Origin of the sequence: Stenotrophomonas acidaminiphila, assembly GCA_002951995.1 — a bacterium.
Lineage (GTDB): Bacteria > Pseudomonadota > Gammaproteobacteria > Xanthomonadales > Xanthomonadaceae > Stenotrophomonas > Stenotrophomonas acidaminiphila_A.
The window spans coordinates 1,411,143-1,426,074 of sequence record CP019797.1 but is presented as its reverse complement, the minus strand read 5'-3'; the positions used below and the strand labels follow the sequence as shown (position 1 = coordinate 1,426,074).

Here is a 14,932-nt window from a genome sequence, read left to right as displayed (position 1 = left end):
AGATCAAGGCTGCCCGGCGCCGGGCTGCCTAGGCTGACGGCATCTCCACCCCCGCCTTTGGCGCCGCCCCGGCGAAGCGGCGAACGCCGATTGTACGCCCACCAGGCCCCGCGTCCGATGTCACCATGATCGACCCCGACACCTCGTCCCCTCCGCGCCCCTCCCCGGTACAGAAGCTGGGCGCGGTGCTGTGGCCGAGCTTTTTCGTCGCGGTGGTCGCGTCGGTGCTGTTCTTCGCCTTCTTCGACCCGCTGGAGCTGCAGCGCATCGGCTTCCCGGACCGCGTGATCAGCCGTGGCCTCGGCTATACCGCCGGCTTCTTCCTGGCGTGGCTGGGTACGTTCAGCGCTTGCAGCGTGACCGCCCTGCTGCTGCGCCCGCCCGCGGGCGATGACGAGCTGCCGCTGGAATGAACAGCGTCCAGCGCCCCGGCTACTCCGCCGCCGTGCACCCGGCCGCGCCCGCACGCGGGGCACCGGTGCAACGGCGCCATGTCGCGCAATGGCTGGTACTGGCGCTGATGCTGGGCCTGTTCTACGGCATGCCGTGGCTGCGCTGGCACGATGCGCCGCTGCTGCTGTTCGACGTCGAGGCCCGCCGCATCCACTTCTTCGGCCTGGGCCTGCGTACCGACGCCGTCGTGCCGCTGCTGTGGCTGGCACTGGCCGGGCTGGCCGCACTATGCCTGGTCACCAGCCTGTATGGCCGGCTGTGGTGCGCGTATGCCTGCCCGCAGACCGTGCTGACCCGCCTGCACCGCGCAGTGCGGCGCGTCACCGCGCTCAACGGATGGGCCGGCGCACGCGCCGAAGCGGTGCTGCGGCATGCGCTGTGGGCCGCGGTATCGCTGTGGACCGGCATTACCTTCGTCGGCTACTTCTCGCCGATCGGCGAACTTGTCAGCGGCCTGCCCGCCTTCGCGATCGGCGGCTGGAAGGCATTCTGGATCGCCTTCTACGCTGCGGCCACCTGGGCCAACGTACTGTTCCTGCACGAACAGGTCTGCACCTACCTGTGCCCGTATGGCCGCGTGCAGCCGTGGCTGACCGACGCCTTCACCCCTTCGATCCATTACGACGCGCGGCGCGGCGAACCGCGCGGCGCGCGTCCCGCCGGCGGCGGCAGCGTGATGCAGCGCGCGCGCGGCCTGCTGGACCCGGTAACCGCACGCGATTACGTGTTCCGCGCCGCGCACCCGGCCAGCGCCGGCCCGCGCCCGACCTTCAGCGACGCCCATCTCGGCGACTGCACCGACTGTGACGCCTGCGTCCGCGCCTGCCCGATCGGGCTGGACATCCGCAATGGCCGCAACGACTCATGCATCGAATGCAATGCCTGCACCGACGCCTGTGACGACACCATGGCCCGCAATGGTTTCCCCGCCGGGCTCATCCTGCGCACCAGCACTGCCCGCATCGAACAGCGCCCCGCCGCCCCTTTCCGCGCCCGCCCGCTGCTGTTCGGCGCGTTGACGGTGCTGTTCCTGGTGCTGGCGGTCACCGGGCTGCTGGCGGCCAGCTGACGCCGCGCCGGGTCAGGGCGTCTCCACTTCATACCCACGCGCCTGCAGCCGGGCCAGGTAGCCATCGGCCGCCAGCAGGCTGTCGACCGGCAACATCGCGAAGGTTTCGCGGTTCCGGCGCAGCGCGTCCTCGGCGATCGTCATCCAGTGCCGGTATCCACGCTCGCGCAGGTCGCCATAACCCCGGTTGCGGGCGAACCCGGAATCGGCCACGGCGCGCAGGCAGGCACCGTCGGCGTCTTCCAGCGGCAACTGGCGCAATGCCTCGATGTCGCCGACCGCCCAGGCATTGGCGCGCTCCACCAGCCGCGGCAGATCGCGCTCGACCGACACCAGCTTGCGCTCGAAACAGGCCAGGTCATCGAAACCGCCGGCACGGAACTCGCGGATGGCCGCCTTCGGGTCGTCGATCTCGAACTTCAGCGTCGTCGAGGTCGGCTTGATGCCGGCGGCCTTGGCCGCCTTCTGCACCACCGGCCAGATCACCGGCTTCTGCCCCAGCCCGGCCGACTTGATCGCTGCCGCGTACAGTTCGTTGGCGGCGATCATCGGCCGCTTGCGCTCGACGCCACCGTCGCGCCCCAGGTAGCGGCGTTTCTGCGCCTGCCAGCGTGCATGCAGCGCTGGCGGCAGCACATCCTCCAGCGTCGCGCCATCCTCGTTGCGCATCGCCCTCCACGCGGCGGGCGCCAACGCCAGCATGCCGAAGAAGCCGACGTCGGCATTGAACGACAGCGACGGTGACAGCAGTACCTGCTGCGAACGCGCGATGATCGCTTCCACCTCGCCCGACTGCCACTGGATCCGGTCGGGCAGCGGCGACGCGGTGCCCAGGATCCACAACACGTGGTCGTCCTTGCTGACCTTCCACAACCCCGGCCCGGGCTGCACGCCGTGCACCACCAGGGTGTCCAGGTCGCGGATCGGTGCGGTGGCCGGCGCGCTGCCAGGCTCCGCGGACTGCGCGGCATGCACGGGTGGCAGCGAAACCAACCACAACCCCACCAGCACACTCAATCGGGCAACGCGCATGTCCGTTCCTGGCCTCCGGGAAAGGCGCGACCTTAGCCGGTTCCGTGCACCCACGCGTTAAGCCGGCCGGCGCTGCTGCACGGCCCGGTACGAGCGCGTTGCGACGTACGTCCAGCCGCCGACAGGCGCGCTCTGGGCACGCCGCGTGCGCGCGGTGGTGGCGCGGGCGCTTCGTACACCGCAGGGGCCACGCGCACGAACGAGCCGTGGCTGGCGACGCAGCGGCGCGCCACACGACCGCTTGCGGTCGAGCCGGCCGGCACACGGGCTACCAAGCAGCGTGCATTACGCGCCGCACCACGGAGGCGCGCTGGAGGGCACAACGAAAAACGGCCTGCACCATGAAGTGCAAGCCGTTGATCCACAAACAGTAATTGGTCGGGACGGCCGGATTCGAACCGACGACCCTCTGCCCCCAGGCAGATGCGCTACCAGGCTGCGCTACGCCCCGATCGTTACTGCATGCCGCCACCGTGGTGGCGAGCCGGCGATTATACGCGTATTGCCGCCGAAGCGGTCAACGTCGCAGCAGTTGCAGCACTTCCTCCAGCTCCATGCGCACCTGGCGGATGATCTGGTTGCTCAGTGCCGACTCCTGCCGCGCGCCCTCGCCTTCCAGGCGCAGGCGGGCACCGCCGATGGTGTAGCCCTGTTCGTACAGCAGGCCGCGGATCTGCCGCACCATCAGCACGTCATGGCGCTGGTAGTAGCGGCGGTTGCCGCGGCGCTTGGCCGGCTCCAGGCTGGGAAACTCGGTTTCCCAGTAGCGCAGCACGTGCGGCTTGACGTCACACAGCTCGCTCACCTCACCGATGGTGAAGTAGCGCTTGGCCGGAATCGGCGGAAGTTCGCGGTTACTGCCCGGATCCAGCATATGCCTCCACCCGCTCCTTGAGCTTCTGGCCCGGACGGAAGGTGACCACCGTGCGGGCGGAAATCGGAATCTCCTCCCCGGTCTTGGGATTGCGGCCCGGGCGCTGGTTCTTGCGCCGCAGGTCGAAATTACCGAAGCCGGACAGCTTCACCTGGCGTCCCTGTTCCAATGCATCGCGCAGCACGTCGAAGAACGCATCGACGAACTCCTTGGCCTCGCGCTTGTTCAAGCCAACCTCGTCGAACAACCGGTCGGCCATCTCCGCCTTGGTCAATGCCATGCCTGTTCCCTGCTACCTGTGCTTCAACCCCGGATCCTGGCGCCGTGTTCACGCTCGACGGCAGCCACCACGGAGGCGACCACGGCGTCCACGTCGCGGTCCGTCAGAGTGCGCGAGGTGTCCTGCAAAATCAAGCCCATAGCCAGACTCTTGAATCCGGGTTCGACGCCCTGGCCGACATAGCGGTCGAACAGCACCACCTCCCGCAGCAGGCTGCCCGCGGCCTGGCGGATGGTCGCCGACAGCGCCTCCCACTCGACCGCTTCGGCCGCCACCACGGCCAGGTCGCGGCGCACCGCCGGGAACCGCGACAGCTCGCCGGCGCGCGGCAGCGCACGCGCCGCCAGCGGCTCCAGGTCCAGCTCGAACGCCAGCACCTCGACGTCGATCTCCATCGCCGCGGCCAGGCGCGGGTGCAGCTGGCCGATCCAGCCGATGCGGCGGCCGTCGCGGTAGACGTCGGCCGATCGCGCCGGGTGCGCGAACGGGTGCTGCGCGACCCGGAACTCGAGGCGTGCACCGGCAGCGGCCGCCAGCGATTCCAGGTCGCCCTTGAGGTCGTGGAAATCCACCTTGCGCGCCTTCTCGCCCCACTGCAGCGCCGCGGCGTCGCCGCAGACGGCGGCGGCGACCCGCACGGTCTCGCGCGGTGCCTGCCCGGCGTGGCCGGACTGCTGCGCGAACACGCGCCCCAGCTCGAACAGGCGTACGCGGCCGGCCTGGCGCGCGACATTGCGGCCCAAGGTGGCCACCAGGCCCGGCAGCAGCATCGGCCGCATCACCGCCAGCTCCGCCGACAGCGGATTGGCCAGCGCCACGCGGCCGTCCAGCAGCGACCAATTGTCCAGCAGCTGCGCATCGACGAAGGCGTAGTTGATGGTTTCCAGCATGTCGCGCGCCAGCAGCTGGCGACGCACGCTCAGCTCGTCCAGGCAGGTTTCGCTGGGCATGGCGATGCGCGCCGCGCCGGCGGGCAGCGTGGTCGGGATCTGCTCGTAGCCATGGATGCGCGCGAGCTCCTCGATCAGGTCCTCTTCGATGGCGATATCGAAGCGCCGGCTCGGCGCGGTGACGCTCCAGCCGTCGGCCGCCGCCACCACCCCCATGCCCAGTGCGCGCAGGATGCGCTCGACCTCGGCATCGTCGATGCGGATACCCAGTACGCGCGCGATGCGCTCGCGGCGCAGCAGGATCGTGGCCGCCGCCGGCAGGTCGGCCTCGCGCACCGCCTCGGTGACCGGCGCCGGCACGCCACCGGCCAGGTCCAGCACCAGGCGGGTGGCGTATTCGATCGCGGTGCGCGGCAGCTGCGGATCGACGCCGCGCTCGAAACGGTGCCCGGCATCGGTGTGCAGGCCCAGCTTGCGGCCGCGGCCCATGATCGCCGCCGGGGCGAAGTGCGCGGCCTCGAGGAACACGTTGCCGGTGGCGTCGGTGACCCGGGTATCGAAGCCGCCCATCATCCCGGCCAGGCCGACCGGGCGGTCGGCATCGGTGATCACCAGGAAGCTGTCGTCCAGGGTCGCGTCACGGCCATCGAGTAGCTTCAGGGTTTCGCCGGCGCGCGAGCGGCGCACGCCGATGCCGCCCTTGAGCGTATCCAGGTCGTAGGCATGCATCGGCTGGCCCAGCTCCAGCATCACGTACTGGGTGATGTCCACCAGCAGCGACACCGGGCGCACGCCGCTGCGGCGCAGGCGCTCGGCCATCCACGAAGGCGTGGCCGCGCGCGCATCGACGCCTTCGATCACGCGGCCCAGATAGCGCGGCGCCTCGGCGCCGGCCTGCAGCGTGATGGCCAGCTCGCGCGTGGCCTGCGCCGGCACCGCGTCGGCGGCGAACGGCTTCACTTCGCTGCGGGTGGCGGCGGCGACGTCGAAGGCGATGCCACGCACGCTGAAGCAGTCGGCGCGGTTCGGCGTGAGCTTGATCTCGATGCTGGCATCAGGCAGGCCGAGGTAGTCGACCAGCGCCGCACCCACCGGCGCGTCATCCGGCAGCTCCAGCAGCCCGGAGGCGTCGCTATCCAGCCCCAGCTCCCTGGCCGAACACAGCATGCCGTTGGATTCCACGCCACGCAGCCTGGCCGGCTTGATCCGGAGCTCGCCGATCTGCGCGCCGACCAGGGCCAGCGGCGCGACCAGGCCCGGGCGCGCGTTCGGCGCACCGCAGACGATCTGCAGCAGTTCGCCCTGGCCCGCATCGACCTTGCACACCTGCAGGCGGTCGGCCTCCGGATGGCGCACCGCCTCGACGATGCGTGCGACCACCACGTGGTCCAGGCCCTGGCCCAACGCCGTCACCTCCTCGACCTCCAGGCCGATGGCGGTCAGCACCGCGCTCAGCGCGTCGCGCGAGGCGTCGGTGGGGACATGGCTGCGCAGCCAGTTTTCGGAGAATTTCATCGTTGCTCGATCCGTTGTGCGGGCCATCGCCCGCCGTGTATGCCTGTGGGGAACCTGCTGCCGCGCCTCAGGCGAACTGGCGCAGGAAACGCACGTCGTTGTCGAAGAACGCGCGCAGGTCGTTCACGCCATAGCGCAGCATCGCGAAGCGCTCCACGCCCAGCCCGAAGGCGAAGCCGGTGTAGCGCTCCGGATCGATGCCGCAGTTGCGCAGCACGTTCGGGTGCACCATGCCGCAGCCCAGCACTTCCAGCCAGCGGGTGCTGCCGTCGGGCTGCTGCCAGGCGATGTCCACCTCCGCGCCGGGCTCCACGAACGGGAAATAGCTGGGCCGGAAGCGCATTTCGAAATCGCGCTCGAAGAACGCGCGCACGAACTCGCTGAGCGTGCCCTTGAGGTCGGCGAAGGTGGAATGCTCGTCCACCAGCAGGCCCTCGACCTGGTGGAACATCGGCGAGTGGGTCTGGTCGCTGTCGCTGCGATAGACCTTGCCGGCGGCGATCATGCGCAGCGGCGGGCGGTGGTCGCCCATGTAGCGCACCTGCACCCCGGAGGTGTGCGTGCGCAGCAGGCGGCCGTCGCCGAAGTAGAAGGTGTCGTGCATGGCGCGCGCCGGGTGGTGCGGCGGGAAGTTCAGCGCCTCGAAGTTGTGCCAGTCATCCTCGATCTCCGGGCCTTCGGAGAGTTCGTAGCCCAGCCGGCCGAAGATCCCGGTGATGCGCTCCAGGGTGCGCGTGACCGGATGCAGGCCACCGCGCCCGCCATCGCGCCCCGGCAGGGTGACATCGATGCGCTCGGAGGCCAGGCGCGCGTCCAGCGCCGCGTTCTCCAGCAGCGCCTTGCGCTCGCCCAGCGCGGCCGACACCGCGTCGCGCGCCCGGTTGATCGCCTCGCCCGCCGCCTTGCGTTCGTCGGCCGGCAATGCACCCAGCTGCTTGAGCTGCGCGGTGATGCTGCCGCTCTTGCCCAGCAGGGCGACACGCAGGTTTTCCAGGGTTTCCGGATTCTGCGCCGCGGCCACGTCGGCCAGCGCCTGGGCGGTCAGGGATTGGATGTCACTCATGGATCGACGGATCTCGGATGGGTCGCCTCACGCGTTCCGCGCCGGGGGACATCCCGGAGCTCCCGGCCCTCTCCCGGCGGAAGAAGACTGAGGTGAGGGCACGAGCGCATCCTAGCGTAGTCGGATTGCCCGGGCGCCGACGCCGGATTGCATTCCAATCCGGCGCGGCGACGCGTTCAACCCCGCGACTGCCGCGGGCTCCTGCGGCGCGCCCTCATCCGCCCCTCGGGGCGCCTCCTCCCACGGGAGAAGGGAACGGCCAAGCTGGAAAAAGAAATGGGGAAGGACTTGCGCCCTTCCCCATGCATTGCCTCATTCACCACCGCCGCGGGTGGACCGCGCCGGCAGGAGAAGGACTTATGCCGCCAGCGCGCTCTTGGCCTTCTCGGCCAGCGCGGCAAAACCCGCCGCGTCGTGCACGGCGATGTCCGCCAGCACCTTGCGGTCCAGGGTGATGCCGGCCTTGAGCAGGCCGTTCATGAAACGGCTGTAGCTCATGCCGTTGATGCGGGCAGCCGCATTGATGCGGGTGATCCACAGCGAACGGAAATTGCGCTTCTTCTGCTTGCGGCCGATGTAGGCGTACTGCTGCGCCTTGATGACCGCCTGCTTGGCGACGCGGAAAACCTTGCGGCGGGCATTGTAGTAGCCCTTCGCCTGGCTGATGATCTTCTTGTGGCGGCGGCGCGCCTGCACACCACGCTTAACTCGTGCCATGGTTCAGTTCCTCAGAGGTAGGGCAGCATGCGGTCCAGACGGCCTGCGTCTTCCGCGCGGACGTGGTTCGTCTGACGCAGGTTACGCTTCCGCTTGGTCGCCTTCTTGGTGAGGATGTGGCTACGGTTGGCGTGGCCAGCCTTGTACTTGCCGGAAGCGGTCTTGCGGAAACGCTTGGCCGCCGCCCGGTTGGTCTTGATCTTGGGCATTGCTATGTCCTTGATGGTCTCTTTTTTACTGGCCGGGCGGTGGTCTGGACCACGCTTTCCATCCTTGCCCTTGCCTGCTTGAAGCCCGCGCTCCCGATGGAGGCAGGCAGGTCCTGTTGGGTGCTGCAAACAACAAACCCGGCGAACCGGGCCGCCCATTATGCCCCGGAGCCGGCGCACATGCAATCGCAGGCGACCGAGGACCCAGGCACATGAACGCGGGACGGGAAACCGGGATCGCCCCCTCCCCATCCACCGGCACGGCGGCGGCCAGGCCGCGGCGCCGTTACTTCTTCTTCGGCGCGATCATCATGACCATCTGCCGGCCTTCCAGGCGCGGGCGCGATTCGATCACGATGTCCTCGCCCAGGTCCGCCTCGATGCGGCCGGCCATTTCGCGCCCCAGTTCCTGGTGGCTCATCTCACGGCCACGGAAGCGGATGTTGACCTTGACCTTGTCGCCTTCCTCGAGGAAACCACGCATCTTGCGCAGCTTGATCTGGTAGTCGCCCTCGTCCGTGACCGGACGGAACTTGACTTCCTTGATCTCGACCTGGCGGCTCTTCTTCTTGGCCTCGTTGGCCTTTTTCTGCTGCTCGAACTTGAACTTGCCGAAGTCCATGATCTTGCAGACCGGCGGATCGGCCTGCGGCTGGATCTCGACCAGGTCCAGGCCCTCATCCTCGGCCATCGACAGCGCTTCGTCGCGCGTCAACACGCCGATCATCTCACCGTCGCTGCCGATCACGCGCACGCGCGGCACGCGGATTTCGTGGTTGCGACGATTCTGCTTGTTGTCAGGGGTACTGATATTGCAATCTCCGGATGGAATCGAACCGGCCCCGGCGGAGCGTCCGCGGGGACCGGGGCTGGATGCTTACTGCCTGTGTTCCGCCTGCAGGCGTTCGATGAAGGCCTGGAGCGACATGCTGCCCAGATCCTCGCCCGAACGGGTGCGTACCGCCACCGCGCCGTTCTCCTTCTCGCGGTCGCCGACCACCAGCAGATACGGCACACGCTGCAGCGTATGCTCGCGAATCTTATAGCCGATCTTCTCGTTCCGCAAATCGGCAGTAACCCGGAACCCTTGCTCCGCAAGGGTTTTGCGAACCTGCTGAACGTATTCAGCCTGGGCGTCGGTGATGTTCGCCACCACCACCTGCACCGGCGCCAGCCAGGTCGGGAACGCACCGGCATGGTGCTCGATGAGGATGCCGATGAAGCGCTCCATCGAGCCCACGATGGCCCGGTGCAACATCACCGGGTGCCGTTTCTGGCTGTTTTCGTCGACATATTCGGCACCGAGGCGGCCCGGCATCATGAAGTCCACCTGCATGGTGCCCAGCTGCCAGGTCCGGCCGATGGCGTCCTTGAGGTGATACTCGATCTTGGGGCCGTAGAAGGCACCCTCGCCCGGCAGTTCCTGCCACTCCACGCCACAGCTGGACAGCGCCGAACGCAGGGCGTCTTCGGCCTTGTCCCAGGTGGCGTCGTCGCCCAGGCGCGATTCCGGGCGCAGCGCGATCTTGATCTGGATGTCCTCGAAGCCGAAATCGGCATAGACCTTCAGCGCCTGGGCGTGGAACGCGCGGACCTCGGACTCCACCTGCTCCTCGGTGCAGAACACGTGGCCGTCATCCTGGGTGAAGCCGCGCACGCGCAGGATGCCGTGCAGCGCGCCGGACGGCTCGTTGCGGTGGCAGGCGCCGAACTCGCCATAGCGGATCGGCAGGTCGCGGTAGCTGTGCAGGCCCTGGTTGAACACCTGGATGTGACCCGGGCAGTTCATCGGCTTGACCGCGTAGGTGCGCTTCTCCGACTCGGTGAAGAACATGTTGTCCTGGTAGTTGTCCCAGTGGCCGGACTTCTTCCACAGGCTCACGTCCAGGATCTGCGGGCAGCGCACCTCACCGTATCCGCTGCTGCGGTAGACGCGGCGCACGTACTGCTCGACCACCTGCCACAGCGCCCAGCCCTTCGGGTGCCAGAACACCAGGCCCGGCGCCTCTTCCTGCAGGTGGAACAGCTCCTGCTGCCTGCCGATGCGGCGGTGGTCGCGCATCTCGGCTTCCTCGATGCGCTTGATGTAGGCCTCGAGCTGCTTCTTATCGGCCCAGGCCGTGCCGTAGATGCGCTGCAGCTGCTCGTTCTTGGCGTCGCCGCGCCAGTAAGCGCCGGAGATGCGTGTCAGCTTGAACGCCTTGAGGAAGCGCGTGTTGGGCACGTGCGGGCCGCGGCACATGTCCACGTATTCCTGGTGGTAGTACATGCCCATGGCCTGGATGTCGGCGGGCATGTCCTCGATCAGGCGCAGCTTGTAGTCCTCGCCGCGGGCCCTGAAGATCTCGACGACTTCCGCGCGCGGCGTCATCTTCTTGATCACGTCATAGTCCTGCGCAATCAGCTCGCCCATGCGCTTCTCGATCGCAGCCATGTCCTCGGGCGTGAACGGGCGCTCGGAATAGATGTCGTAATAGAAGCCCTCGGCGATGACCGGGCCGATCACCATCTTCACGTCCGGGTACAGCTGCTTGACCGCGTGGCCAACGAGGTGCGCGCAGGAGTGGCGGATGATCTCCACGCCCTCCTCGTCCTTGGCGGTAATGATGCGCAGCGCGGCGTCGTGGTCGATGACGTCGCTGGCATCGACCAGCACGCCGTCGACCGCGCCGGCGATGGTGGCCTTGGCCAGGCCGGCGCCGATGGACTGGGCCACGTCCATGACGCTGACCGGATTTTCGAACTGACGGATGCTGCCGTCGGGGAGAGTGATGTTGATCATGGCTTCACCTGGGTGGGGGCCCGCCGGTCGCGGCGGATCGCGGAGCACGCGATGCGGGAACGCGCCTGCGGAAAACCGGGGCAATAAAAAAGCGCCACGAAGGCGCCTGCTGCAGGGCCGTGGCGGAATCTGGCGTCAGGAGTGGGTAGTGCTCATGTCGCACGCTCGGCCGGCGTTTCCGCGGGCCACCTTTTCCGGAAGGAGGTCGGGCACGATGGTAAACCAATCGCGGCCATTTCGCCTCATCCCGCTCACCCGCGCCCAACGGCGCCGGCAGGACGCCACACGCCCTCGCGACGAACAGCGGGAGAACCGGGCAAGGCAGGCCGGGAGACCGGCTGCCGGCGCACCACGCGAGCGGACGACGGAAACAAAAAACCCGGCATCTGCCGGGTCATTGATCCACTCCTTACCGGAGTGGTGGGCGGTACAGGGTTCGAACCTGTGACCCCTACCATGTCAAGGTAGTGCTCTACCGCTGAGCTAACCGCCCTTCGCGTCGCAATCAATTGCTTGCTGCGAGGGCGCGTATCTTATGCCAGCGATGCGGGGAGAGCAACAGGTTTCCGGAAAAATTTTCACATCGCCCTGCCCGCACCGTTTTCCGCAGCCGCCGCGCCATGGCAGCGCCGCATCCGCTCACCCCAGGCTCGCTTCCTTCAGGCGGCGGATCTGGTCGCGCACCCGCGCCGCATCCTCGAATTCCAGGTCGCGCGCGTGCTGGTACATCTGCTGCTCCAGCACCTTGATGCGGGCCGCCGCCTGGGCCGGATCGAGCGCACCGTACTCGGCGTCCGGCTCGGCCACGCGGCGGGCCTTGCCCTTGCCACCGGACTTGGCCGCCCCCTCCTCGTGCGCGCCCTCGAGGATGTCGGTGATCGGCCGCGCCACCGACCTGGGCACGATGCCGTGCGCCTCGTTGTGCTCCACCTGCTTCTGGCGGCGACGGTCGGTCTCGTCGATCGCCGCCTGCATCGAGCGGGTGATCCTGTCGGCATAGAGGATCGCCTTGCCGCGCAGGTTGCGGGCGGCGCGGCCGATGGTCTGGATCAGCGAGCCGGTCGAACGCAGGAAGCCCTCCTTGTCCGCGTCCAGGATCGCCACCAGCGAGACTTCCGGCATGTCCAGGCCTTCGCGCAGCAGGTTGATGCCGACCAGCACGTCGAACTTGCCCAGGCGCAGGTCGCGGATGATCTCCACCCGCTCCACCGTATCCACGTCCGAGTGCAGGTAGCGCACGCGGATGCCGTGTTCACCCAGGTACTCGGTGAGGTTCTCGGCCATGCGCTTGGTCAGGGTGGTGACCAGCACGCGGTCGCCCATGCGGATGCGCTCGTGGCACTCGGACATCAGGTCGTCGACCTGGGTGGCCACAGGCCGGATCTCGACCTGCGGGTCGACCAGACCGGTCGGGCGCACCACCAGCTCGGTGATCTCGTCGCCGGATTCACGCAGCTCGTAGGGTCCGGGGGTGGCCGATACGTAGATGCTGCGCGGCGAGCGCGCCTCCCACTCCTCGAACCGCAGCGGGCGGTTGTCCAGCGCCGACGGCAGGCGGAAGCCGAACTCCACCAGCGTCTCCTTGCGCGAACGGTCGCCCTTGTACATCGCGCCGATCTGCGGAATGGTCACGTGCGATTCGTCGATCACCAGCAACGCGTCCGGCGGCAGGTAGTCGAACAGGGTCGGTGGCGGCTCGCCGGCGGCCTTGCCGGTCAGATGCCGGGAGTAGTTCTCGATGCCGCTGCAGTAGCCGACCTCGGCCATCATCTCCAGGTCGAACTGGGTGCGCTGCGCCAGGCGCTGCGCCTCGACCAGCTTGTTCTGCGCGTACAGCTGCTCCAGCCGCTCCTTCAGCTCGAGCTTGATCGTCTCGATCGCCGCCAGCACCCGTTCGCGGGTGGTGGCGTAATGTGTCTTGGGGTAGATCGTGTAGCGCTGCATCCGGCGCAGGCTTTCCCCGGTGAGCGGGTCGAACATGCTCAACTGCTCGACCTCGCCGTCGAACAGCTCGATGCGCACCGCCTCGCTGTCCGATTCGGCGGGAAACACGTCGATGACCTCGCCGCGCACGCGGAAGGTGCCGCGCTGCAGCTCGTATTCGTTGCGGGTGTACTGCAACTGGGTCAGGTGGTTGATCAAGTCGCGCTGGTCGATGCGCTCGCCCTTGGACAGGATCAGCCGCAGCGACAGGTAGTCCTCGGGCGCACCGAGGCCATAGATGGCCGACACCGTTGCCACCACCAGCGCATCGGGCCGCGACAGCAGGGTCTTGGTGGCGGCGAGCCGCATCTGCTCGATATGCTCGTTGATCGAGCTGTCCTTCTCGATGAAGGTGTCCGAGGCCGGCACGTAGGCTTCGGGCTGGTAGTAGTCGTAGTAGCTGACGAAGTACTCGACCGCGTTGTGCGGGAAGAACGACTTGAACTCGCCGTACAGCTGCGCCGCCAGCGTCTTGTTCGGCGCCATCACCAGGGTCGGCCGCTGGATCTGCTGCACCACGTTGGCGATGGTGTAGGTCTTGCCCGAGCCGGTCACGCCCAGCAGGGTCTGCTTGGCGATGCCCGCCTCGAAGTTGGCGACGAGCCTGGCGATGGCGGCCGGCTGGTCGCCTGCCGGCGAATAGGGCGATACGAGCTGGAAGCGGTCGGACATGGCGGCGCCGGCGGTATGGACCGGCAAGTATAGCCAGCGCAAGGATGACGGCTGGCTGAGGATGTTTCCCATGCCAGCCGGCCCCTGCGGCCGATTCCCGCCATCGTCGCCACCATCCAGTCTGGCTGCAGGCGCGCCGCGCGCCGCTCCATGGGAAAGCCGGACATGGCCTGGACGCCCCTCACCCCACTCCCTGCCCCATCGTGCCCGCACCCGCGGGGCATGAGCCTGGTGGAAATGCTGGTCGGCACCCTCATCCTGGCGACCCTTGCCCTCATCGCCCTGCCGTCCATGGACGGCCTGATCGAACGGCAACGCACCCGCGCGGCGACCTACGCGCTGCTCAACAACCTCGCCCTGGCCCGCCTCACCGCGGTCAGCAGGCGCAGCACCGCCGCGCTCTGCCCCTCCACGGATGGCATCACCTGCGCGCGCTCGACCGACTGGAGCAGTGGCTGGCTGTTGTTCCTTGATCGCGACGGCAACCGCCAGCCCGATACCCCGGGCGACATCGTGCGGCAGGACATCCCCCGGCGTCGCACCACCTGCGGGTGGTCAGCTCCGCCGGACGCAGGCAGGTCCGCTACCTGCCCGACGGCCGCAGCGCCAGCAGCAACCTGACCTTTTCGCTCTGCAACGCCAAAGGGCAGTTGCTGGCAGCGGTCATCGTCAACAACGCCGGCCGCGCACGAAGCGAACGCCCGAAGACGCCGCAGGCCTGTCCAGGCTGAAGCGTGCTCCGCCGAAAGCGGCCCGATACGGGCACCGGGGACTTGCATGCCCCTGCGGCGCTGCGTAGAATGCGCCTCCCCGCCCGAATAGCTCAGCCGGTTAGAGCACTTGACTGTTAATCAGGGGGTCGTTGGTTCGAGTCCAACTTCGGGCGCCAGATAAAGAAAAAGCCTGCGATCACTCGCAGGCTTTTTTATTTGCCTGACCAACCTCCCTGTCGGCCCACGCTCCCCCACACGTGCCGCGCTGCCGGATTACCAGCAGCCAGGGCTGCTCGGGGATTTCACGCCCAGCTGGTTGATGCTCAACGTCCCGCACGAATCACCCGATTGGGCGCCCTTCGGGGCGGCGGACACCGTGTATGTCCGTGCCTGGACCTGCCTTTGCAGGCTGTAGTAACGCAGCGCGTCGCTGTCGCACGAAGCGGTCAACGTGGCGATGTTCGGTGCAGCCGCGTAGCTCAGGTCGGTCGTGTATACGCGCTCCAGCCTCTGCGCCACCGCCGCCACGCAGGCGGCACCGGCCGCCCGGCGCGTCTTGCGCACGTGGTTGTTGTAGCTGGGCAGCACGATACTGGCCAGTATCGCCAGTATCGCCACCACCACCATCAACTCGATCAGGCTGAAGCCGGATTCCCCGGCATATCGTCCACTCTTCATTC

General features: G+C 67.9%; 13 protein-coding genes, 3 tRNA genes and 1 pseudogene. 4 read left to right on the top strand and 13 right to left on the bottom strand.

Going from position 1 to position 14,932, the window contains the following annotated elements; genetic code table 11:
- Positions 1-125: 125 nt before the first annotated feature.
- Both B1L07_06290 and B1L07_06285 read left to right on the top strand, forming a co-directional pair.
- On the top strand, positions 126-413 hold the full coding sequence (locus tag B1L07_06290; GenBank protein AUZ54771.1) for a hypothetical protein: 288 nt from the start codon (positions 126-128) through the stop codon (positions 411-413).
- Between the two features lie 92 nt (positions 414-505).
- Positions 506-1,522: a hypothetical protein gene (locus B1L07_06285; GenBank protein AUZ56488.1), complete on the top strand. Its 1,017-nt coding sequence runs from the start codon at positions 506-508 to the stop codon at positions 1,520-1,522.
- A gap of 12 nt (positions 1,523-1,534) precedes the next feature.
- Here the strand turns inward: B1L07_06285 and B1L07_06280 are convergent, their stop codons facing one another.
- The 12 genes from B1L07_06280 to B1L07_06225 all read right to left on the bottom strand — a co-directional run bounded on the left by B1L07_06280 (position 1,535) and on the right by B1L07_06225 (position 13,539).
- A complete protein-coding gene (locus B1L07_06280; GenBank protein ID AUZ54770.1) occupies positions 1,535-2,554 on the bottom strand; it encodes a TraB/GumN family protein in 1,020 nt (339 codons plus the stop codon).
- 375 nt (positions 2,555-2,929) lie between these two features.
- Positions 2,930-3,005, bottom strand: a tRNA-OTHER gene (locus B1L07_06275).
- 66 nt (positions 3,006-3,071) lie between these two features.
- On the bottom strand, positions 3,072-3,428 hold the full coding sequence (locus tag B1L07_06270; GenBank protein AUZ54769.1) for a MerR family transcriptional regulator: 357 nt from the start codon (positions 3,426-3,428) through the stop codon (positions 3,072-3,074).
- Complete coding sequence (locus B1L07_06265) at positions 3,409-3,708, bottom strand: integration host factor subunit alpha (GenBank protein ID AUZ54768.1); 300 nt, start codon at positions 3,706-3,708, stop codon at positions 3,409-3,411. Before B1L07_06265 ends, B1L07_06270 begins: the two co-directional genes overlap by 20 nt.
- 23 nt (positions 3,709-3,731) lie before the next feature.
- Positions 3,732-6,113 carry a phenylalanine--tRNA ligase subunit beta gene (locus tag B1L07_06260; GenBank protein ID AUZ54767.1) on the bottom strand — a complete coding sequence of 794 codons (2,382 nt, stop codon included), beginning with the start codon at positions 6,111-6,113 and terminating at the stop codon, positions 3,732-3,734.
- Positions 6,114-6,180: 67 nt separating this feature from the next.
- Complete coding sequence (locus B1L07_06255) at positions 6,181-7,176, bottom strand: phenylalanine--tRNA ligase subunit alpha (protein AUZ54766.1); 996 nt, start codon at positions 7,174-7,176, stop codon at positions 6,181-6,183.
- 357 nt (positions 7,177-7,533) lie between these two features.
- On the bottom strand, positions 7,534-7,893 hold the full coding sequence (locus tag B1L07_06250; protein AUZ54765.1) for a 50S ribosomal protein L20: 360 nt from the start codon (positions 7,891-7,893) through the stop codon (positions 7,534-7,536).
- A gap of 11 nt (positions 7,894-7,904) precedes the next feature.
- The gene (locus B1L07_06245) at positions 7,905-8,102 is read right to left on the bottom strand and encodes a 50S ribosomal protein L35 (GenBank protein AUZ54764.1); all 198 of its coding nucleotides are present in this window, start codon (positions 8,100-8,102) and stop codon (positions 7,905-7,907) included.
- Between the two features lie 286 nt (positions 8,103-8,388).
- Positions 8,389-8,913 (bottom strand): translation initiation factor IF-3, encoded by a 525-nt coding sequence (locus B1L07_06240; protein AUZ54763.1) that lies wholly within the window; start codon positions 8,911-8,913, stop codon positions 8,389-8,391.
- Between the two features lie 66 nt (positions 8,914-8,979).
- Positions 8,980-10,884, bottom strand: a complete 1,905-nt coding sequence (locus B1L07_06235; GenBank protein AUZ54762.1) for a threonine--tRNA ligase — start codon at positions 10,882-10,884, stop codon at positions 8,980-8,982.
- A gap of 418 nt (positions 10,885-11,302) precedes the next feature.
- Positions 11,303-11,377: transfer RNA gene (locus tag B1L07_06230), tRNA-Val, on the bottom strand.
- 146 nt (positions 11,378-11,523) lie between these two features.
- Positions 11,524-13,539 carry an excinuclease ABC subunit B gene (locus B1L07_06225; protein ID AUZ54761.1) on the bottom strand — a complete coding sequence of 672 codons (2,016 nt, stop codon included), beginning with the start codon at positions 13,537-13,539 and terminating at the stop codon, positions 11,524-11,526.
- A 165-nt stretch (positions 13,540-13,704) separates the two neighbouring features.
- Between B1L07_06225 and B1L07_06220 the strand changes: the two are divergent.
- Positions 13,705-14,270, top strand: a pseudogene (locus B1L07_06220) (hypothetical protein).
- Positions 14,271-14,351: 81 nt separating this feature from the next.
- Positions 14,352-14,428, top strand: a tRNA-Asn gene (locus B1L07_06215).
- Between the two features lie 97 nt (positions 14,429-14,525).
- Here the strand turns inward: B1L07_06215 and B1L07_06210 are convergent.
- Positions 14,526-14,930, bottom strand: a complete 405-nt coding sequence (locus B1L07_06210) for a hypothetical protein (GenBank protein ID AUZ54760.1) — start codon at positions 14,928-14,930, stop codon at positions 14,526-14,528.
- Positions 14,931-14,932: the final 2 nt, after the last annotated feature.

Coding starts and splice junctions, on each gene's coding strand:
- B1L07_06255 (AUZ54766.1), bottom strand. CDS start 7,176: ATGAGTGACATCCAATCCCTGACCGCCCAGGCGCTGGCCGACGTGGCC.
- B1L07_06250 (AUZ54765.1), bottom strand. CDS start 7,893: ATGGCACGAGTTAAGCGTGGTGTGCAGGCGCGCCGCCGCCACAAGAAG.
- B1L07_06210 (AUZ54760.1), bottom strand. CDS start 14,930: ATGAAGAGTGGACGATATGCCGGGGAATCCGGCTTCAGCCTGATCGAG.
- B1L07_06265 (AUZ54768.1), bottom strand. CDS start 3,708: ATGGCATTGACCAAGGCGGAGATGGCCGACCGGTTGTTCGACGAGGTT.
- B1L07_06280 (AUZ54770.1), bottom strand. CDS start 2,554: ATGCGCGTTGCCCGATTGAGTGTGCTGGTGGGGTTGTGGTTGGTTTCG.
- B1L07_06245 (AUZ54764.1), bottom strand. CDS start 8,102: ATGCCCAAGATCAAGACCAACCGGGCGGCGGCCAAGCGTTTCCGCAAG.
- B1L07_06225 (AUZ54761.1), bottom strand. CDS start 13,539: ATGTCCGACCGCTTCCAGCTCGTATCGCCCTATTCGCCGGCAGGCGAC.
- B1L07_06290 (AUZ54771.1), top strand. CDS start 126: ATGATCGACCCCGACACCTCGTCCCCTCCGCGCCCCTCCCCGGTACAG.
- B1L07_06270 (AUZ54769.1), bottom strand. CDS start 3,428: ATGCTGGATCCGGGCAGTAACCGCGAACTTCCGCCGATTCCGGCCAAG.
- B1L07_06235 (AUZ54762.1), bottom strand. CDS start 10,884: ATGATCAACATCACTCTCCCCGACGGCAGCATCCGTCAGTTCGAAAAT.
- B1L07_06260 (AUZ54767.1), bottom strand. CDS start 6,113: ATGAAATTCTCCGAAAACTGGCTGCGCAGCCATGTCCCCACCGACGCC.